The following is a 19,557-nucleotide window of genomic DNA, read 5'->3' as shown; positions in this document are numbered from 1 at the left end:
CCCGAGGGCGGGCGTCAACCCCTGGCCCGCTGGGTGACCGCGATGCACACCAGTACGGCCGCGGCCGTCAGCGGAGCGGCCACCGGCAGGCGCTCGCCCAGGAGAAGTACCGACCACACCAGTGTGAGCAGCGGCTGGGCCAGCTGCAACTGGCTGGCCTTCGGGATGCCGATCGCCGCCATGCCCCGGTACCAGACGACCAGGCCGACGAACTGCGAACCGATCGCCACCCACAGCAGCCCGGTCACGGCGTGCGCCGTCAGGTGCACCGGCTCGAAGGACAGTGCCACCGCCGCCATCGGCACCGTCAGCGGCAGGCACAGCACCAGCGCCCAGCCGATGACCTGCCACCCCGGCATCACCCGGGCCAGCCGGCCGCCCTCCGTGTAGCCGGCGGCGCACACCAGCAGGGCCGCGAAGAGATAGGCGTCGGCCGAGGTCAGCGCTCCGCCGCTCTGCTGCACCGTGAAGGCGATCACGGCCGCCGCTCCCGCCAGGGCCGCGATCCAGAAGGTGCGCGAGGGACGGGTGCCGACGCGCAGCGCGGACAGCAGCGCGGTGGTCAGCGGCAGCAGGCCCACCACGACGGCAGCGTGCGCGGTGGTCGACGTCTGCAGGGCGAGCGTCGTGAGCAGGGGGAAGCCGAGGACCACCCCGGCGCCCACCACGGCCAGGCCCAGCCAGTGCCGCCGCTCGGGCGGTGCCACCCTCAGCACCACCAAACAGGCTCCGGCGACCGCGGCGGCGAGGATGCTGCGCACGGCGATCAGGGACCACGGCCCGAAGCCCTCCAGACCCCAGGCGGTGGCGGGGAAGGTGAGGGAGAAGGCGACGACACCGAGGGCGGCCTGGACGGTGCCGAAGGACGCGCCGCCGGTGTCCGCGTCGGCGGCGCCGACTGCTATCCGGGACGGTGCGGTAGCGCTACTCTGTGCTCTCATGCAAGAGCGTAGCAGCGTCGCTGACCTGGTGACCGTGTTGCGGCGAGAGTTGGACCGCTACTCACCCGGCGGAAAGCTCCCGTCGAGCCGTGCCCTCGTCGACCGGTTCCATGTGAGCCCGGTGACGGTCTCCCGCGCCCTGGCCCAGCTGGCCGCCGAGGGGCTGGTCGTCACCCGGCCCGGCGCCGGCGCCTTCCGTGCCCGGCCGCGCCCCTCGGCCGCACCCGCCGGGGACACCTCCTGGCAGGAGGTGGCGCTGAGCGCCGACGGCGCCGCCGACCTCGTACCGCGCTCGGTGGACGCCTCCGGGGTGCTGGTCTCGCTGGCCGCCCCGGCGTCCGGCGTCGTGGAGTTCAACGGCGGGTACCTGCACCCCTCGTTGCAGCCGGAGCGGGCGATGGCGGCGGCCCTGGCCAGGGCCGGACGGCGGCCCGGCGCCTGGGGCCGGCCGCCGATGGAGGGGCTGCCGGAGCTGCGGGAGTGGTTCGCGCGCGGCATCGGCGGCGCCATCACGGCGGCCGAGGTGCTGATCACCGCGGGCGGCCAGTCCGCGCTGGCCACCGCCCTGCGCGCGCTCGCCCCGCCCGGCGCCCCCGTGCTCGTCGAGTCCCCGACCTACCCCGGCATGCTGGCCATCGCACGGGCGGCCGGGCTGCGTCCGGTGCCGGTCCCCGTGGACGCCGACGGCGTACGGCCCGCCCTGCTCGCCGACGCCTTCCGCGCGACCGGCGCCCGGGTCTTCGTCTGCCAGCCCCTGTTCCAGAACCCGACCGGCGCCGTGCTCGCCCCCGAGCGGCGCGGCGAGGTGCTGCGCATCGCGCGGGCCGCCGGTGCCTTCGTCGTGGAGGACGACTTCGTGCGCCGGCTCGTGCACGAGGACGCGGGCCCGCTGCCCGCCCCGCTCGCCGCCGGCGACCCGGACGGCGTCGTCGTCCACGTCTGCTCGCTGACCAAGGCGACCTCGCCCAGCTTCCGGGTGAGCGCCCTGGCCGCGCGCGGGCCGGTCCTCGAACGCCTGCGCGCCATTCAGATCGTCGACACCTTCTTCGTGCCCCGGCCGCTCCAGGAGGCGGCGCTGGAACTCGTCGGCTCACCCGCCTGGCCGCGCCATCTGCGCGCCGTTTCCGCCGAGTTGAAGGCCCGCCGGGACGCCATGACGTCCGCCCTGGGGCTGCGGCTCCCCGAGATCTCCCTGGCCCACGTCCCCTCCGGCGGCTACCACCTGTGGCCCCGGCTCCCCGAGGGCACGGACGAGACCGCCCTCACCTCGGCCGCCCTGCGCGCGGGCGTCGCGATCACCCCGGGCCGCCCGTACTTCAGCGCCGAACCCCCGGCCGCCCACTTCCGGCTCAGCTTCGCCGCGGTCGCGAACGTCGGGGAGATCGCGGAAGGGGTACGGCGCCTGCGCACCGCCTGCCAGGAGGTGTGGGGCGGCTGAGGCGGCCCCGGCATCCGGTCGACGCGCCGTCACCGGCCCTGCGAGCAGCCCGGCACGGCCGATGGCGCTCGCCTTCGGTCGGTGAGCCGTGGCACACCCTGGGTGACCCACAGGTAACACCCCTTGACCTGGACACCTTCCGGCTCCACCATCACCGCATGGCGCTTCGGGTCACGTTCGTCGCGGCTGCGCGCAGCTCACCGCTGCTCGCCGAGCGCTTCGACGACGAGCGGCCGCTGGACCAGGCCGGATGGGACGAGGCGCTGCGCGCCGCGGGCGACCTGCTGCCGCTTGCCGCCGCCGAGTTGCGCTACTGCTCGCCCACGCCCCGCAGCCGCGCCACCGGTGACGCCCTCGGCTGCGCGCCGCTGTCCCAACTGGCCCTGCGGGACTGCGACATGGGCCGGTGGCGCGGCCTGACGCTCGGTGAGGCCATGGCCCGTGAACCGGCGGCCGTGGACGCCTGGCTCGCCGATCCCCGGTCGGCCCCGCACGGCGGGGAGTCGCTGCTGGGCTTCATCACCCGGGTGGGCGGCTGGCTCGACACCCGCCCCGGGGAGGACGGTGACCGGATCGTCGCCGTGGCCGAGCCCTCCGTGATCCGGGCCGCGCTGGTCTACGCGCTGAAGGCGCCGCCCGGAACGTACTGGAACCTGGACGTCCGCCCGCTGTCGACGACCACCGTGACGGGCCGCGCGGGCCGCTGGAGCCTCCGCTTCGAGGGCGCGCCGGACCAGGGCGCTACGCATCCGGCGTTTCGCGAAGGTAATCCGTTGTGAGCAGCAGGTCCTTGGCCGGGCCGCCCACCCGCCACACGGTCCGCCAGCGGTCCGGGCCCCGGACGGTGAACTCGCCCCGGTAGAGGTCGGCGGCGCAGGGGTGGTCGGCCACATGGTGTCCCGAGGTCAGGTCCAGGCCGTGGAAGGGGCGGCCGTCCGCGAAACGCACGTCCACCCGGCCCGGCCCGTTCTCCGGCCCGTTTCCCGGCTCGTACAGCAGCGTGCGCTCGGCCGGCCGGGTCACGCCCTGCCAGGTGAAGGCGCCCGACTCCCGGCCGATCAGCCCGCCGCTGTCGACCGCGTCGAAGGACGTGAGCCCCTCGAAGCGGCCCTCCAGGCCACCCGCCAGGTCCCGCACCGACCGCTCGGTGCGCCAGCGCCCCGCGAGGTACGCCAGTACGTCGGGCACCGGCCACAACTCGCCCATTTCCACTCGCTTTCCCGCTCCGGCCCACTCGTTGCCGCGCGACCCATTGACGCGCCGCGACCCCCTCCCTATCTTGCCGTTCGAAGTGCTGACCAATGTCCGATATCCCGAACGACTACCTGGTGAGAGCCGCGGAGTATCCATGTCACGCACCCGCTGGAGACTCGGTCTCAGCGTCACCGCCCTCCTGACGGCATCCGCGCTGCTGCCGTCCCCGGCACATGCGGAGGCCGTCGCCGACTACACGATCACCGTCGACCCGTCCGACCGGGGCCCCGAGATCGAGGACACGATGTACGGCGTCTTCTACGAGGACATCAACCGCGCCGCCGACGGCGGCCTGTACGCCGAACTCGTGCAGAACCGGTCCTTCGAGTACTCCACCGCCGACAACGCCTCGTACACACCGCTCACCGCGTGGGCGGCCGACGGCACGGCCGAGGTGGTGAACGACGGGGGCCGCCTCAACGAGCGCAACCGCAACTACCTCTCCCTGGCCGCCGGCTCCACCGTGACCAACGCGGGCTACAACACCGGCATCCGGGTCGAGAAGGGCGAGAGGTACGACTTCTCGGTCTGGTCCCGGGCCGAGCAGGGCGCCACCCTCACCGTGGCGCTCACGGACGCCGCGGGCACCCTCGCGAAGGCGCGCCAGGTGGCGGCGAAGGGGCAGTGGCGCAAGTACACGGCCACCTTCACCGCCACCCGCACCAGCAACCGCGGCCGCCTCGCCGTCACCACCACCGCCCCCGCCGCCCTCGACATGGTGTCCCTCTTTCCCCGCGACACCTACCGGCACCAGCCGAACGGCCTGCGCAAGGACCTCGCGGAGAAGATCGAGGCCCTGCACCCCGGCTTCCTGCGCTTCCCCGGCGGCTGCCTGGTCAACACCGGGTCCATGGCGGACTACAGCGCGGACTCCGGCTGGCAGCGCAAGCGGTCCTACCAGTGGAAGGACACCATCGGCCCGGTCGAGGAGCGCGCCACCAACGCCAACTTCTGGGGATACAACCAGAGTTACGGCCTCGGCTACTACGAGTACTTCCGCTTCGCCGAGGACATCGGCGCCATGCCGCTGCCCGTGGTGCCCGCCCTGGTCACCGGCTGCGGCCAGAACAAGGCCGTCGACGACGACGCGCTGCTGAAGCGGCACATCCAGGACACCCTGGACCTCATCGAGTTCGCCAACGGCCCCCGCACCAGCGAGTGGGGCGGCAAACGGGCGGAGATGGGCCATCCCGAGCCCTTCCACCTCACCCACCTCGAAGTCGGCAACGAGGAGAACCTCCCGAAGGAGTTCTTCGCCCGCTTCGAGCAGTTCCGCGCCGCCATCGAGGCGAAGTACCCGGACATCACCGTCGTCTCCAACTCCGGCCCCGACGACTCCGGCGCCACCTTCGACACCGCCTGGCAGCTCAACCGCGACGCCGGTGTCGCGATGGTCGACGAGCACTACTACAACAGCCCGCAGTGGTTCCTCCAGAACAACGACCGCTACGACTCCTACGACAGGAAGGGCCCCAAGGTCTTCCTCGGCGAGTACGCCTCCCAGGGCAACGCCTGGAAGAACGCCCTCGCCGAGGCCGCGTTCATGACCGGCCTGGAGCGCAACGCCGACGTCGTCAAGCTGGCCTCCTACGCCCCGCTGCTGTCCAACGAGGACTACGTGCAGTGGAGCCCGGACCTGATCTGGTTCAACAACCACGCGTCCTGGGGCTCGGCGAACTACGAGGTCCAGAAGCTGTTCATGAACAACACCGGAGACCGCGTCGTCCCCTCCACGGCCACCGGCACCCCCGCCGTCAGCGGCCCCGTCACCGGCGGCGTCGGCCTGTCCACCTGGGCGACCAGTGCGGCGTACGACGACGTGAAGGTGACCTCGGCCGCCGGGCAGACCCTCCTGTCCGACGACTTCTCCGGCGACGCCTCGCAGTGGACCCACTCGGGCGCCGGCAGCTGGACGGTCCAGGACGGCCAGTACGTCCAGACGGACGCGGCGGCCGAGAACACCATGGTCACGGCGGGCGACCCGGCCTGGCACGACTACGACCTGCACGTGAGGGCCACGAAGAAGTCCGGAAAGGAGGGCTTCCTGGTCGCCTTCGGCGTCAAGGACACCGGCAACTACTACTGGTGGAACCTGGGCGGCTGGAACAACACCCAGTCCGCGGTCGAGCAGGCCTCCGACGGGGGCAAGTCCACGCTCCTGTCCAAGGCCGGGTCCATCGAGACGGGCCGCGCCTACGACATCGACGTCAAGGTCAGGGGCCGCCAGGTGACCCTCTACCTCGACGGCGAGGAGTGGGGCAGCTTCACCGACGACAAGCCGGCCGAGCCGTTCCGCCAGACCGTCACCCGCGACGACCGCACCGGCGAGCTGATCGTCAAGGTCGTCAACGCCCAGGACACCGCGGCCCGCACCGCCGTCGACCTCGGCGGCGCGAAGGTGGCGCCCAGGGCCGCGGTCACCACGCTGGCCGCCGACCAGGACGCGGTCAACACCGAGACGGACACCCCGGTGACCCCGGTGACCTCGACCTTCTCGGGAGTGGCGAGCGAGTTCACGTACACCTTCCCGGCGAACTCGGTGACGTTCCTGCGGATCAGACAGCGGTAGCCCGGCAGCCCGCGAGCCCGGACCGGCGACGAAACCGCACCACAGCGTCGTCGGTCCGGGCTAGCGTGGGGACGCATGATCGTATGGCTGAACGGCACCCACGGTGCGGGCAAGACGACGACCGCCGCGCTGGTGCAGGAGCTGCTCCCGGACTCCCGGGTGTTCGACGCCGAGAAGGTCGGCGAGACGCTCATGGACATCACGCCGGGGCTGCCCGACACGGACAACTTCCAGCACTGGGCGCCGTGGCGGCCGCTCGTCGTCGAGACCGCCCGGCGGGTACTCGACTACACCGGCGGCACCCTGGTGATGCCGATGACGGTCCTGGTCGAGGAGTACTGGAGGGAGATCGCGGGCGGCCTCGCCGCGCACGGGATCCCGGTACGGCACTTCGTCCTCCACGCCGACCGGGAGACCCTGCGGGGGCGCATCGCGGGGGACACCGTACTGGGGCCGAACTCGCCGTTCCGTCTGCGGTACCTCGAGCCGTACGCCGAGGCCGCCCGCACCTGGCTGCACGCCGAGGCCGAGGTCGTCGACACCACGCACCTCACGCCCGCCGAGGCGGCGCTGCGGATCGCGGAGGCCGTCAAGGCGTAGTGCTGCGGTAGCGCTGCCTCAGCGAACGCATCTCCTGGTTGTACTTCGAGCGCCGCCGGGCGATCCAGACGACGAGCGCCGCGCCGGCCGCAGCCACCGTGTACTGGGCCACCGCGTGGCGGAGCAGGGTCCCGCGGTCGGCGACCGCCCAGTCGCGGCCGCCGAAGAGCGCGATGTCCTCGATGAGCTCCTCCTCGGCGGTGAAGTCCAGGCCGTCGATCCTGCCCCGGCCCGGGCTTCCGTCCGCCAGCCTCCACGCGCCCTGGCACGGCCCGTCCCACTCGCAGTCGACGAACCCTTCCGTCACGGCCGGCTGCCCGTGGCGATACCGGTCGGTGTTCCCCGCGGCGAACCACAGGGGAAGTGCGAGGGCGCACAGGGACACGACGAGCGCCGCGCGCTGCCACGGCCTCAGCCCGACGACCAGCTCGACGATCCGCGAACGCACAGCCACCCCCACGGTGCTCGGAGTCCGGAAGCGGCAGGCTAGCCGATGCCTGCGGCAGGACGCCGAGGCCGTACCGCATCGCGTTGCATAAACGTGCAGCGACACGTATAGTCATGCTCTCCAGGAGGAGGGTATTTCCATGGCGGTACGTGCGGCGGTGGCCGGAGCGAGTGGGTATGCGGGCGGTGAGCTGCTCCGTCTGCTCCTGACCCATCCCGAGGTCGAGATCGGCGCCCTGACCGGCAACTCCAACGCGGGTCAGCGGCTCGGCGCGCTGCAACCGCACCTGCTGCCGCTGGCCGACCGGGTGCTGGCGGCGACGACACCGGAGGTGCTCGCCGGGCACGACGTCGTGTTCCTCGCCCTGCCGCACGGGCAGTCCGCCGCCGTCGCCGAGCAGCTCGGGCCGGACGTCCTCGTCGTCGACATGGGCGCCGACTTCCGGCTCAAGGACCCCGGCGACTGGGAGCGGTTCTACGGCTCGCCGCACGCCGGCACCTGGCCCTACGGCCTCCCCGAACTTCCGGGTGCCCGCGCCGCGCTGGAGGGGTCCAAGCGCATCGCGGTGCCCGGTTGCTACCCCACCGCCGTGTCGCTCGCGCTCTTCCCGGCGTACGCCGCGTCGCTGGCCGAGCCCGAGGCCGTGATCGTCGCCGCCTCCGGCACCTCCGGCGCGGGGAAGGCGGCCAAGCCGCACCTGCTGGGCAGCGAGGTCATGGGCTCCATGTCGCCGTACGGCGTCGGCGGCGGCCACCGGCACACCCCCGAGATGATCCAGAACCTCGGCGCGGTGGCGGGGGAGCCGGTCACCGTCTCCTTCACGCCGACCCTCGCGCCGATGCCCCGCGGCATCCTCGCGACCTGCACCGCGAAGGCGAAGCCCGGGGTCACCGCCGAGACGGTGCGGGCCGCCTACGAGAAGGCCCTGGCCGACGAACCGTTCGTGCACCTGCTGCCCGAGCGGCAGTGGCCCGCGACCGCCTCCGTGTACGGCTCCAACGCCGTCCAGGTGCAGGTCGCGTACGACGCCGCCGCCGGCCGGATCATCGCCATCAGCGCCATCGACAACCTGGCCAAGGGCACCGCGGGCGGTGCCGTCCAGAGCATGAACCTCGCCCTGGGTCTCGACGAGACCACCGGACTGACGACGATCGGAGTTGCGCCGTGAGTGTGACGGCAGCGAAGGGATTCACGGCGGCGGGCATCGCCGCCGGGATCAAGGAGAGCGGCAACCCCGACCTGGCCCTCGTGGTCAACACCGGCCCCCGCCGCTCCGCCGCGGGCGTCTTCACCTCCAACCGCGTCAAGGCCGCGCCGGTCCTGTGGTCCGAGCAGGTGCTGAAGAGCGGTGAGGTGACCGCCGTCGTGCTCAACTCCGGCGGCGCCAACGCCTGCACCGGGCCCAAGGGCTTCCAGGACACCCACGCCACGGCCGAGAAGGCAGCCGAGGTGCTCGGCACGGGGGCGGGCGAGGTCGCCGTGTGCTCCACCGGGCTCATCGGCGTACTGCTGCCCATGGACAAGCTGCTCCCGGGCGTGGAAACGGCGGCCGGTCAGCTCTCCGAGCACGGCGGCGAGAAGGCCGCCATCGCCATCAAGACCACCGACACCGTGCACAAGACCTCGGTCGTCAGCAGGGACGGCTGGACCGTCGGCGGCATGGCCAAGGGCGCGGGCATGCTCGCCCCCGGCCTCGCCACCATGCTCGTCGTGATCACCACCGACGCCGACCTGGAGACCGGGGCTCTGGACCGCGCCCTGCGCGCCGCCACCCGGGTCACCTTCGACCGGGTCGACTCCGACGGCTGCATGTCCACCAACGACACCGTGCTGCTGCTCGCCTCGGGAGCCTCGGGCGTCACCCCGGAGTACGACGCCTTCGCCGAGGCCGTCCGCACCGTCTGCGACGACCTCGGACAGCAGCTCATCCGGGACGCCGAGGGCGCCAGCAAGGACATCAAGGTCGAGGTCGTGAACGCGGCGACCGAGGACGAGGCCGTCCAGGTGGGCCGCACCATCGCCCGCAACAACCTGCTCAAGTGCGCCATCCACGGCGAGGACCCCAACTGGGGCCGCGTGCTCTCCGCCATCGGCACCACCGACGCCGCATTCGAGCCCGACCGGCTGAACGTCGCCATCAACGGCGTCTGGGTCTGCAAGAACGGCGGCGTCGGCGAGGACCGCGAGCTGGTCGACATGCGCTACCGCGAGGTCCACATCGTGGCGGACCTCGCCGCGGGCGACGCCACGGCCACCATCTGGACCAACGACCTCACCGCCGACTACGTCCACGAGAACAGCGCCTACTCCTCATGAGCAACGGAACGAGCAACGCACCCACGCGGAAGCACACCGCGCTCCCCAAGGCCCAGATCCTCATCGAGGCGCTGCCCTGGCTGACCCGGCACCACGGCAAGACCGTCGTCATCAAGTTCGGCGGCAACGCCATGATCGACGAGGACCTCAAGGCCGCCTTCGCCCAGGACGTCGTCTTCCTGCGGCACGCCGGTCTCAAGCCCGTCGTCGTGCACGGCGGCGGCCCGCAGATCAGCGCCGCCCTCGACAAGCACGGCATCGTCAGCGAGTTCAAGGCCGGCCTGCGCGTCACCACCGAGGACGCCATGGACGTCGTACGGATGGTGCTCGCCGGGCAGGTGCAGCGCGAGCTGGTCGGGCTGCTCAACCAGCACGGACCGCTCGCCGTCGGCCTCACCGGCGAGGACGCGCACACCCTCACCGCCACCAAGCACCAGCCCGAGATCGACGGCGAACTCGTCGACATCGGCCGGGTCGGCGAGATCACCGAGATCGACACCGGCGCCATCGAGGCCCTGCTCGCCGACGGCCGCATCCCGGTCGTCTCGTCCATCGCCCGCTCCCAGGACGACCACCATGTCTACAACGTCAATGCTGATACGGCGGCTGCGGCACTCGCTGCTGCGCTCGGCGCCGAGACTCTCATGGTCCTCACCGACGTCGAGGGCCTCTACGAGGACTGGCCGCACTCCGACGAGGTGATCAGCCGCCTCACCGCGTCCGAGCTGGAGAAACTGCTGCCCGACCTCTCCAGCGGCATGGTGCCGAAGATGGAGGGCTGCCTGCACGCCGTACGGGGCGGCGTCACCACCGCCCGCGTCATCGACGGCCGGGTCCAGCACTCGATCCTGCTGGAGATCTTCACCGACGAGGGGATCGGCACGATGGTCGTGCCCGACGAACAGGGGGAGTCGTGAGCAACGAAGAGCTGACCGAGCGGTGGCAGGGCACCCTCATGAACAACTACGGCACCCCGCGCCTGCCCCTGGTACGCGGCGAGGGCGCCCGGCTGTGGGACGCCGACGGCACGGAGTACCTCGACTTCGTCGGCGGCATCGCGGTCAACGCGCTCGGCCACGCCCACCCGGCGGTGGTGGACGCGGTGAGCCGTCAGATCGCCTCCCTCGGCCACGTCTCCAACCTCTTCATCGCCGAACCGCCCGTCGCGCTCGCCGAACGGCTGCTCCAGCACTTCGGCCGCGACGGCAAGGTCTACTTCTGCAACTCCGGGGCCGAGGCCAACGAGGGCGCCTTCAAGATCGGCCGGCTGACCGGCCGCCCGCACATGGTCGCCACCCACGGCGGCTTCCACGGCCGCACCATGGGCGCGCTGGCGCTGACCGGCCAGCCCGGCAAGCAGGAGCCGTTCCTGCCGCTGCCCGGCGACGTCACGCATGTGCCGTACGGCGACCCGCAGGCCCTGGCCGCGGCGGTCACCGAGGAGACGGCGCTGGTGATCATCGAGCCGATCCAGGGCGAGAACGGCGTCGTCGTCCCGCCCCCCGGCTACCTGAAGGCGGCCCGCGCCATCACCGCCGCCACCGGTGCGCTGCTCGTCCTGGACGAGGTGCAGACCGGCGTCGGACGGACCGGGCACTGGTTCGAGTACCAGGCCCACGAGGGCGTCCTGCCGGACGTCGTCACCCTTGCCAAGGGCCTCGGCGGCGGACTGCCGCTGGGCGCGACGGTTGCCTTCGGCCGCGCCGCCGACCTCCTCCAGCCCGGCCACCACGGCACCACCTTCGGCGGCAACCCGGTCGCCTGCGCCGCCGGACTCGCGGTGCTCGACACCATCGCCGACGAGGGCCTGCTGGACAACGTCAAGCGGCAGAGCGAGACGCTGCGCGGCGGGGTCGAGGGCCTGGGCCACCCGCTGGTCGCCCACGTCCGGGGCGCCGGACTCCTCCTGGGTATCGTGCTCACCGAGCCGCTCGCCGCCCAGGTGCAGCAGGCGGCTCAGGACGCCGGAATCCTGGTGAACGCGCCCGCACCCGATGTCGTACGGCTGATGCCCGCGCTGAACCTCGGCGACGACGTGGTGGAGGCGTTCCTCGGGGCGCTGCCCGGCATCCTTGACCAGGCCGCCGAGACGGCCCACGGGGACGGACGATCCGGAGAATGAGACGACGATGAGCCACGCGCAGGAGCACGAGCAGACGGCCGGGCCCGCCCTGCCGCAGACCCGCACCGCACGCCACCGCCGGATCGTGGACATCCTCAACCGGCAGGCGGTGCGCTCGCAGAGCCAGCTGGCGAAGCTGCTCGCCGACGACGGCCTCACCGTCACGCAGGCGACGCTCTCCCGGGACCTGGACGAGCTGAACGCGGTCAAGATCCGCAACACCGACGGCGACCTCATCTACGCGGTGCCCAGCGAGGGCGGCTTCCGCACCCCGCGGGCGCCGCTCGGGGAGTCGGCGAAGGAGGAGCGGATGCGGCGGCTCTCCGCGGAGCTGCTGATCTCGGCGGAGGCGTCGGCGAACCTCGTGGTCCTGCGCACCCCTCCGGGGGCGGCGCAGTTCCTCGCCTCGGCGATCGACCAGGCGGAGCTGCACGACATCCTGGGGACGATCGCGGGTGACGACACGCTGATGCTGATCAGCCGGGACCCGACGGGTGGGCAGGCGTTGGCGGACCACTTGCTGCGGCTGGCCCAGAACGGGGCCTGAAGGGAGCGGTGCGGTGATCTACCGGCTGCGGGCGCGTCGTGGCCGGTCGCGCAGTTCCCCGCGCCCCGTAGGGCGTTGCAGCGAGGCTGGCAAACATGGCCCCCCGCGGCTGCGGGCAGTCGTGCCGCTGGGGCGGCACGGGTGGGCGCAGCCGCACCCCGCCAACGCGGCGAGTGAGAACGCCGGTACCTCAGCCCAAGCGGGCCGCCAGCCCTCCCGTGCACCGCACCTCGTCGCCGGCCGTGATCAGCAGCCCCTCGACGTCGGGCAGCGACTCCAGCCACCCCAACCCCTCCCGCGACCCCATCGCGAACGCCGCCGTCGCCCAGCAGTCCGCCCACGTCAGCCGGGACGCCACCACCGTCACGGACAGCAGGTCGGTCACCGCCGAGCGCCCGGTGCGCGGATCGACGACATGCGCCCCCCGCTCGGCGGAACCGGACGTCGCCACGGCCAGCTCCGCCACCCCCGCCGCCGAGACGACCGCCGCGAGCCCGCCCGGCCGCAGCGGGTCCGACACCCCGATCCGCCACGGCCGCGCGGCACCCGGCGTCCCGAGCAACTGCACGTCCCCGCCCCCGTTGACGCTGACGCCGCTCACACCGGCCACCGCCGCCGCGATCTGCCGTGCGGCCCGCTCCACGGCCCAGCCCTTGACGATCCCGGTCGGATCGAGCCGGCCCCGGTAGCGCGTGCTGAACCAGCCGTCGCTCACCCGCTCCGCCTCGGCCGCCAGCTCCAGCACCTCGGCGACCTCCGGCGCGCACGCGGCGACGGTCAGCTCCCCGCGCGCCAGCCGGGAGATCTGGCTGCCCTCGCGGTACGTACTGAACACCTCGTCGGCCCGGTGCAGTCCGTCGACCGCCTCGTCCAGTGCCGCCCGTACGGCCGCGGGTTCCCCGCCGCGGACGTCGAAGGAGAAGACGGTCCCCATCGCCTCCTCCACATGACGCACCGCGGCGGGAGCCTCGGCGGACCCGGTCACGGTGTCAGCCACCGGCCCGGTCCAGCGCCGACTGGAGGGACTGTTTGTACCCGGCGCTGGTGTAGGTGGCGCCGGACACGGCGTCGATGTCGGCGGTGCCCGCGGTGACGGCGGCCCGGTTGAGCTTCGGTACGGCGTCGGCGGTGACCTGGTCGCTGCGGCCGCCCCTGGGTGCCTGGAGGGCCTCGGCGTCGGTGATCCTCCCGCCGCTGACGGTGACCCGGACCTGCACGGTTCCGTACTGGGTCTGCGCGGCGTCCCCGGTGAGCACCTGCGTGCCCTGCCCGGCGGGTCCGGCGGATTCGGTGGGTCCGGCGGACCCGGCGGATTCGGCGGGTCCAGCGGCCGCGGCTGCCTTGTCGAGTGCCGACTGGAGGGACTTCCGGTACCCGGCGCTGGTGTAGGTGGCGCCGGACACGGCGTCGATGTCGGCGGTGCCCGCGGTGACGGCGGCCCGGTTGAGCTTCGGTACGGCGTCGGCGGTGACCCGGTCGCTCTGCCCGCCCTTGGGCGCCTGCACGGCCTCGGCCTTGGTGATTCTGCCCTCGCTCACCGTGACCCGTACCTGCACGGGTCCGTACTGGGTCTGCGCGGCGTCACCCGTGAGCGTGCCGGCTCCGGCGCCCCGGCCGCCCTGGGGCGACTGCGCGGCCACGGGCGGTGCCGCGCCGCCCGCCGCCGAGGCGGAGCCCGGGTCGGACGCCGGTTTCAGCGACAGCAGCAGCACGATCCCGGACACGGTGGCGGCCCCGGCGAGCACGGCACGCCGAACGGGGTGGCTTTTCCTCATCTGTCCTGGACTCCCGATGTCCGTCGCTCACATCTCGAACGACTCGTGGTGGATACGGCGAGCGGGGACCCCCGCGCCGCGCAGTGCCTCGTACACCGACTGGGCGAAGCCGGGCGGCCCGCACAGGAAGACGTCGTGGCGTTCGACGTCCGGGATCTTCCTGGCCAGGGTCTCGGCCGAGATGTCCGGGCGCTCCCCGTCCGGGCTGTTGACCGCGTACATCAGCCGGGCTCCGCGCTCGTCGGCGATCCCGGCCAGCTCGTCCCACAGCGCCAGGTCCTGGGTGCTGTTGGCCCGGTAGAGCAGTGTGATGTCGCCGGACGCGCCGGGCAGCGTCTCGAACAGGGCCCGCATCGGCGTGATCCCCACCCCGCCCGCCACCAGCAGCACCTTGCCGCGGCTGCGGCGCTGCGCGGTCAGCGCGCCGTACGGGCCCTCCGCCCACACCCGGGTGCCCGGCGTCAGCTCACGGAGCCCGGTGCTGTGGTCGCCGATCGCCTTCACGGTGATCCGCAGCATGTCCGGGCGCGGCGCCGCCGACAGCGAGTACGGGTGCGAGCTGAACCGCATGCCGGGCGCCAGGAACCGCCAGCGGAAGAACTGCCCGGCCTCCGCGCCCATCCGGTGCAGCCGGCGCCCGCCGATGAGCACCGACACGATCCCGGGCGTCTCCTCGATCACCGCCTCCACCCGCATCCGGTGCCGCAGGTTGAGCCGGAGGGGGGTCAGCACCCGGTACCAGAGCACCAGCGCGGTCACCGAGCCGTACAGCACGTACCAGACGGTCTTGGCGACCGGCTCGACGGCGAAGTCGTTGCCGGTGGTCAGCTGGTGCCAGAAGGTCAGGAACACCGCCGCGTAGGTGAGCAGGTGCACGTGGTACCAGGCGTCGTACGGGATCCGGCGGCGGACGGGGCCGGCGGACAGGAGCCCGATGACGACCAGCAGGCCGGTGCCGATGGCGGCCTTGCCCATGTCCGGCAACTGGTTCACGGAGTCGACCGTCTGCGCCACGACGTCGCCGAGGCCCTTGCCGGCCTGCGCCGCGTAGCCCCACATGATCAGGAAGACGTGGGCCAGGACCAGACAGAGGGTGTAGCGGCCGGTCATGGCGTGCCAGCGGGCGACCCGGTCGGACCCGACGCGCCGCTCCAGCGCCGGGACCCGGGCCATCTGGAGCACCACCAGCGCCATCAGGTACCCGGCCAGCAGACCGGTGATCCGGCCCGCGCCGAGGATCTTGCCGGTGTCGTCGGAAATGGCGGGCGTGTTGCGCCACCACAGCCACAACACGCCCGCCGCGCCCGCCCACACGGCGAGCAGCAGGGGGACGGCGGGGGAGCGACGCGGACGGATGCGCCGCATCGTCTGACGGCGGGCGGCACGGCCGCCGGCGAGCGTGGTGGTCACGGTTCCTCCGTGGGGACTTGACCCTTGGCCCACAGATACGCGCCGTGCCGGTCGAGCGTTCAGCCCGGGACGGCAATGCCGTCGTCCGCCCTCAGTAGCGGGTTACCGCCGTCGCCCCGCCCGACGTGCCGATCGCGAGGTGCGGCCGTTCTCCCGGCTCGGCCCACCGCAGGATGCGCCGCATCGCCTCCTTCGGCACCGACACGCATCCGGCCGTCGCCCCGCGCCCGTCGACGTGCAGGAAGATGCCCGCGCCGCGGCCGCGCACCGGACGGTCGTAGTTGAAGCCGACGACCAGGGCGTGGGCGTACTGCGCCGAGTAGGTGATCAGGTGCTCGGCCTCGGTGGCCCGGCAGTCGGCGGGGCGCGGCTCGGTCCAGCGGTTGTAGGAGCGGGAGGCGTTGTCCTGGCACCACCAGGAGTCCTCACGGACCGGTCGGTACCGGTACGCCGTGCCGCGCGGTGCCGCCTCGATGCCGAAGGCGTACGGCAGGTCGTACAGGCCGGTCGGCGTGGTGTTCGTGCCCTGGACGCGCCTCGCCCCGTCGGTGAGTCCGCCGGAGCCGAAGCGGGCGGGCGCGGAACCGGCCGCGACCCAGCGTCCGTCGCCCCCGCCCCTGCGGTCCCACCAGGTGAGGGTGCCCGTGGTCGAGCCGGTGTCCGGCGCGACGGCGGTGATCAGCTGGCCGCCGCCGCCGGTGTCGGCCATCCGCGCCGGGAGCGGCGCGGGAGCGGGCCCGTCGGCGGGGGCGGCGCCGAGCAGCAGGAGGGAGGCGGACACGAGGACGGCGACGGCACCGGGGCGCATGGGTCAGACGGTAGAGGGAGGCAGCGGCAACGGCAGCCCGGGGAGGCCGTCGATGCTGGAGGCGATGTGCTCCTTCTTGGTGAAGTACGCGCTGAGCGAGGCGTCGTCCTCCCGGGCGAACCGCTTGCCGTGCAGGTCCCGGTCGTTCTCGTAGGCCATGAAGGGGACGGCGTACCCACAGGTGTCGCGGACGAGTTCGGCGTGCACGACGATGACCGCGCGCAGTCCGTGCGCGGTGGTGTCGATGTCCGGGAAGTGGGTGAGCAGGTCGGGGAAGCGGGGGTCGTCGCGGAAGACCGGCTCGCCGCGGCCGTGCACCCGCACGATGTTCGGCGGGCCCTGGAAGGCGCACCACATCAGGGTGATCCGCCCGTTCTCCCGCAGGTGGGCGATGGTCTCCGCGTTGGAACCCGCGAAGTCGAGGTAGGCGACGGTCACTTCGTCCAGCACCGCGAAGCTGCCCGTGAGGCCCTTGGGGGACAGGTTGACCGTGCCGTCGCCGGCCAGGGGAGCGGTGGCGGTGAAGAAGAGGGGCTGCGCCTCGATGAAGGTGCGGAGTCTGCCGTCTATGCGCTCATAAGTCTTTCCCATGTCTAACGATTATGGGGGTGCGGGACGCGCCGGGCGGGACCAACCAGCAAGATTGACGAATCATGCAGAGTTCTGCATACTCATGCATGACAGTGATCGTACGGTGAGGAGCGACCCAAGTGAGCAGCAACAGCGGTGACGTCCGGCTCTGGGGCGGCCGTTTCGCCGACGGTCCCGCCGAGGCCCTGGCGAAGCTGTCCGCGTCCGTCCACTTCGACTGGCGGCTCGCGCCCTACGACATCGCCGGTTCGCGTGCCCACGCGCGCGTGCTGCACAAGGCCGGGCTGCTCACCGAGGACGAGCTGACCCGGATGATCGCCGGGCTCGACCGGCTGGAGGCGGACGTCGCCGACGGCTCCTTCACCGGCACCATCGCCGACGAGGACGTCCACACGGCCCTGGAGCGCGGGCTGCTGGAGCGGCTCGGTCCGGACCTCGGCGGCAAGCTGCGCGCCGGCCGGTCCCGCAACGACCAGGTGGCGACCCTCTTCCGGATGTACCTGCGGGACCACGCCCGGACCGTCGGCGGTCTGATCGCCGACCTCCAGGACGCGCTGATCGGCCTCGCCGAGGCCCACCCGGACGTCGCCATGCCGGGCCGCACCCACCTCCAGCACGCCCAGCCGGTGCTCTTCGCCCACCACGTGCTCGCCCACGCCCAGGCGCTGGGCCGGGACGCCGAGCGGCTGCGCCAGTGGGACGAGCGCACGGCCGTCTCCCCCTACGGCTCGGGCGCGCTCGCGGGCAGCAGCCTCGGCCTGGACCCGGAGGCCGTCGCCCGCGATCTCGGCTTCGAGCACGGCAGCGCCGGGAACTCCATCGACGGGACGGCCTCGCGCGACTTCGTCGCCGAGTTCGCCTTCATCACCGCGATGATCGGCGTCAACGTCTCCCGGATCGCCGAGGAGATCATCATCTGGAACACGAAGGAGTTCTCCTTCGTCACCCTCCACGACGCCTTCTCCACCGGCTCCTCGATCATGCCGCAGAAGAAGAACCCCGACATCGCCGAGCTGGCCCGCGGCAAGTCCGGGCGGCTGATCGGCAACCTGACCGGCCTGATGGCGACCCTCAAGGCGCTCCCGCTCGCGTACAACCGCGACCTCCAGGAGGACAAGGAGCCGGTCTTCGACTCCATCGACCAGCTGGAGGTCCTGCTCCCGGCCTTCACCGGCATGATGGCCACCCTCACCGTGCACCGCGAGCGGATGGAGGAGCTGGCCCCGGCCGGGTTCTCGCTCGCCACCGACATCGCCGAGTGGCTGGTCAAGCAGGGCGTGCCGTTCCGCGTCGCGCACGAGGTGGCCGGCGAGTGCGTGAAGGTCGCCGAGGCCGACGGCAAGGAGCTGGACGAGCTGACCGACGAGCAGTTCGCCAAGATCTCCGAGCACCTCACCCCCGAGGTGCGCACCGTCCTCAACGTCCCCGGCGCCCTCGCCTCCCGCGACGGCCGCGGCGGCACGGCGCCCAGCGCGGTCGCCGTACAGCTCGCCGAGGTGAAGGCGGACGTGGCGGCCCAGCACGCCTGGGCGGACGCCAAGAAGTAGCGGCGGGCCGTAGAGGCCGACAGCGGCGGGCAGCAGCAGCCGGTGTGCCCGAGGGGCATCGCGGTTACGTTGGTCAACAGCTCAGCAGCTCAACAGCTTCAGCAGTCGACCGAACGGAGCCCGCGATGCCCTTCGCCCGCCTGGCCGCGGCGACCACCCCCACCTGTCACATCGGGCTGGGTCTCGCCGCCGTCGGCCGCCCCGGCTACATCAACCTCGGCCGCGACCGGGACCTGCCGGCCGACCGCACCGTCGAGGCGTTGCGCGAACGCACCCACGACCTCCTCGACGCCGCCTACGCGCAGGGCGTGCGCTACTTCGACGCGGCCCGCTCCTACGGCCGTTCGGAGGAGTTCCTCGCCGAGTGGCTCCGGGACCGCCCCGACGCCGACGACGTGGTGGTCGGCAGCAAGTGGGGCTACACCTACACGGCCGACTGGTCCACCGAGGCCGAGAAGCACGAAATCAAGGACCACGGCGTCGCCACCTACGACCGCCAGCGCGCCGAGACCGACGCCCTGCTCGGCGACCGGCTCGACCTGTACCAGATCCACTCGCTCACCCCGGACAGCCCCGCCCTCACCGACAAGGAGCTGCACGCCAGGCTGGCCGAGGCCGCCGCGCAGGGCAGCACCGTCGGCTTCTCCACCAGCGGCCCCGCCCAGGCCGACGCCATCCGCGCCGCGCTCGCTGTCACTGTCGACGGCGAGCCCCTCTTCCGCACCGTCCAGTCGACGTACAACGCGCTGGAGACCTCCGCCGGACCCGCGCTGGCCGAGGCGCACGAGGCCGGGCTGACCGTGCTCGTCAAGGAGGGCATGGCCAACGGCCGCCTCGCGGAGCCGCACGCCCCCGACGTCCTGAAGGCGGTCGCCGAGGAGACGGCCCTGGGCTGCGACGCGGTCGCCCTCGCCCTGGTCCTGCGGCAGCCCTGGGCCGGTGTCGTCCTGTCCGGCGCGGCGACGGTCAACCAGCTCGGCTCCAACCTGCACGCCGCGGTGGTCGACCTCGACGACGACCAGGTGGCGCGCCTGGGCGCACTCGCCGAGGACCCGCACGCGTACTGGGAGCGCCGCGGCGGGCTGCCCTGGCACTGACGCACCGACCGGACCGCCACCGGCCCGCAGAATCCGTGGCCGCCCCGTGAGGTGAGTCACGCATGCCCAGTATGAGGCAAGAATGTCTCATGTG

Annotated in this window: 19 protein-coding genes; 11 read left to right on the top strand and 8 right to left on the bottom strand. The window is 72.6% G+C overall.

Annotated features, from left to right (window positions below):
• Nucleotides 1–14: 14 nt before the first annotated feature.
• Nucleotides 15–941 (bottom strand): DMT family transporter, encoded by a 927-nt coding sequence (locus tag ACFYZ3_RS05685; protein WP_388514218.1) that lies wholly within the window; start codon nucleotides 939–941, stop codon nucleotides 15–17.
• On the opposite strand from ACFYZ3_RS05685, the gene ACFYZ3_RS05680 reads away from it, so the two are divergent.
• Entirely contained in the window at nucleotides 856–2,379 is a 1,524-nt protein-coding gene (locus ACFYZ3_RS05680) for a PLP-dependent aminotransferase family protein (protein WP_388514217.1), read from the top strand. The two genes, ACFYZ3_RS05685 and ACFYZ3_RS05680, sit on opposite strands and share 86 nt — an antisense overlap.
• Before the next feature lie 158 nt (nucleotides 2,380–2,537).
• Nucleotides 2,538–3,158: a histidine phosphatase family protein gene (locus ACFYZ3_RS05675; RefSeq protein WP_361010652.1), complete on the top strand. Its 621-nt coding sequence runs from the start codon at nucleotides 2,538–2,540 to the stop codon at nucleotides 3,156–3,158.
• Here the strand turns inward: ACFYZ3_RS05675 and ACFYZ3_RS05670 are convergent.
• Nucleotides 3,121–3,585, bottom strand: a complete 465-nt coding sequence (locus ACFYZ3_RS05670; protein WP_388514215.1) for a DUF6314 family protein — start codon at nucleotides 3,583–3,585, stop codon at nucleotides 3,121–3,123. The two genes, ACFYZ3_RS05675 and ACFYZ3_RS05670, sit on opposite strands and share 38 nt — an antisense overlap.
• 142 nt (nucleotides 3,586–3,727) lie before the next feature.
• Between ACFYZ3_RS05670 and ACFYZ3_RS05665 the strand changes: the two genes are divergently transcribed.
• Entirely contained in the window at nucleotides 3,728–6,202 is a 2,475-nt protein-coding gene (locus tag ACFYZ3_RS05665) for an alpha-L-arabinofuranosidase C-terminal domain-containing protein (protein ID WP_388514213.1), read from the top strand.
• Nucleotides 6,203–6,277: 75 nt separating this feature from the next.
• The gene (locus ACFYZ3_RS05660) at nucleotides 6,278–6,802 is read left to right on the top strand and encodes an AAA family ATPase (protein ID WP_388514212.1); all 525 of its coding nucleotides are present in this window, start codon (nucleotides 6,278–6,280) and stop codon (nucleotides 6,800–6,802) included.
• Here ACFYZ3_RS05660 and ACFYZ3_RS05655 read toward each other — a convergent pair.
• Nucleotides 6,792–7,256, bottom strand: a complete 465-nt coding sequence (locus ACFYZ3_RS05655; protein ID WP_388514211.1) for a hypothetical protein — start codon at nucleotides 7,254–7,256, stop codon at nucleotides 6,792–6,794. The two genes, ACFYZ3_RS05660 and ACFYZ3_RS05655, sit on opposite strands and share 11 nt — an antisense overlap.
• Nucleotides 7,257–7,389: 133 nt before the next feature.
• Between ACFYZ3_RS05655 and argC the strand changes: the two genes are divergently transcribed.
• The 5 genes from argC to ACFYZ3_RS05630 are packed head-to-tail and all read left to right on the top strand — an operon-like array spanning nucleotide 7,390 to nucleotide 12,235.
• Nucleotides 7,390–8,418, top strand: coding sequence for an N-acetyl-gamma-glutamyl-phosphate reductase (argC, locus tag ACFYZ3_RS05650; protein ID WP_388514210.1), 1,029 nt, complete (start codon nucleotides 7,390–7,392; stop codon nucleotides 8,416–8,418).
• Nucleotides 8,415–9,566, top strand: coding sequence for a bifunctional glutamate N-acetyltransferase/amino-acid acetyltransferase ArgJ (argJ, locus tag ACFYZ3_RS05645; protein WP_388514209.1), 1,152 nt, complete (start codon nucleotides 8,415–8,417; stop codon nucleotides 9,564–9,566). Before argC ends, argJ begins: the two co-directional genes overlap by 4 nt.
• Nucleotides 9,563–10,483, top strand: a complete 921-nt coding sequence (gene argB, locus ACFYZ3_RS05640; protein WP_388514207.1) for an acetylglutamate kinase — start codon at nucleotides 9,563–9,565, stop codon at nucleotides 10,481–10,483. Before argJ ends, argB begins: the two co-directional genes overlap by 4 nt.
• Nucleotides 10,480–11,688, top strand: a complete 1,209-nt coding sequence (locus ACFYZ3_RS05635) for an acetylornithine transaminase (protein WP_388514205.1) — start codon at nucleotides 10,480–10,482, stop codon at nucleotides 11,686–11,688. Before argB ends, ACFYZ3_RS05635 begins: the two co-directional genes overlap by 4 nt.
• Nucleotides 11,689–11,695: 7 nt before the next feature.
• Entirely contained in the window at nucleotides 11,696–12,235 is a 540-nt protein-coding gene (locus tag ACFYZ3_RS05630; protein ID WP_388514203.1) for an arginine repressor, read from the top strand.
• 190 nt (nucleotides 12,236–12,425) lie between these two features.
• Here the strand turns inward: ACFYZ3_RS05630 and ACFYZ3_RS05625 are convergent, their stop codons facing one another.
• From ACFYZ3_RS05625 to ACFYZ3_RS05605, 5 genes are all read right to left on the bottom strand, one after another.
• On the bottom strand, nucleotides 12,426–13,169 hold the full coding sequence (locus ACFYZ3_RS05625; RefSeq protein ID WP_388514845.1) for an FAD:protein FMN transferase: 744 nt from the start codon (nucleotides 13,167–13,169) through the stop codon (nucleotides 12,426–12,428).
• A gap of 55 nt (nucleotides 13,170–13,224) precedes the next feature.
• Complete coding sequence (locus tag ACFYZ3_RS05620; RefSeq protein ID WP_388514202.1) at nucleotides 13,225–14,010, bottom strand: FMN-binding protein; 786 nt, start codon at nucleotides 14,008–14,010, stop codon at nucleotides 13,225–13,227.
• A gap of 27 nt (nucleotides 14,011–14,037) precedes the next feature.
• Nucleotides 14,038–15,420, bottom strand: coding sequence for a ferric reductase-like transmembrane domain-containing protein (locus tag ACFYZ3_RS05615; protein ID WP_388514201.1), 1,383 nt, complete (start codon nucleotides 15,418–15,420; stop codon nucleotides 14,038–14,040).
• A gap of 91 nt (nucleotides 15,421–15,511) precedes the next feature.
• Nucleotides 15,512–16,228 carry a L,D-transpeptidase gene (locus ACFYZ3_RS05610; RefSeq protein WP_388514199.1) on the bottom strand — a complete coding sequence of 239 codons (717 nt, stop codon included), beginning with the start codon at nucleotides 16,226–16,228 and terminating at the stop codon, nucleotides 15,512–15,514.
• 3 nt (nucleotides 16,229–16,231) lie between these two features.
• Nucleotides 16,232–16,819 carry a pyridoxamine 5'-phosphate oxidase family protein gene (locus ACFYZ3_RS05605; protein ID WP_388514198.1) on the bottom strand — a complete coding sequence of 196 codons (588 nt, stop codon included), beginning with the start codon at nucleotides 16,817–16,819 and terminating at the stop codon, nucleotides 16,232–16,234.
• Between the two features lie 119 nt (nucleotides 16,820–16,938).
• On the opposite strand from ACFYZ3_RS05605, the gene argH reads away from it, so the two are divergent.
• Both argH and ACFYZ3_RS05595 read left to right on the top strand, forming a co-directional pair.
• Complete coding sequence (gene argH, locus ACFYZ3_RS05600) at nucleotides 16,939–18,366, top strand: argininosuccinate lyase (RefSeq protein ID WP_388514197.1); 1,428 nt, start codon at nucleotides 16,939–16,941, stop codon at nucleotides 18,364–18,366.
• Nucleotides 18,367–18,491: 125 nt separating this feature from the next.
• Nucleotides 18,492–19,463, top strand: a complete 972-nt coding sequence (locus ACFYZ3_RS05595) for an aldo/keto reductase (RefSeq protein ID WP_388514195.1) — start codon at nucleotides 18,492–18,494, stop codon at nucleotides 19,461–19,463.
• Nucleotides 19,464–19,557 lie beyond the last annotated feature (94 nt).

The organism is Streptomyces sp. NPDC001599 (assembly GCF_042893535.1).
GTDB lineage: Bacteria > Actinomycetota > Actinomycetes > Streptomycetales > Streptomycetaceae > Streptomyces.
The sequence above is the reverse complement of the archived record's forward strand: the minus strand, read 5'-3'. Positions and strand labels throughout refer to the sequence as shown.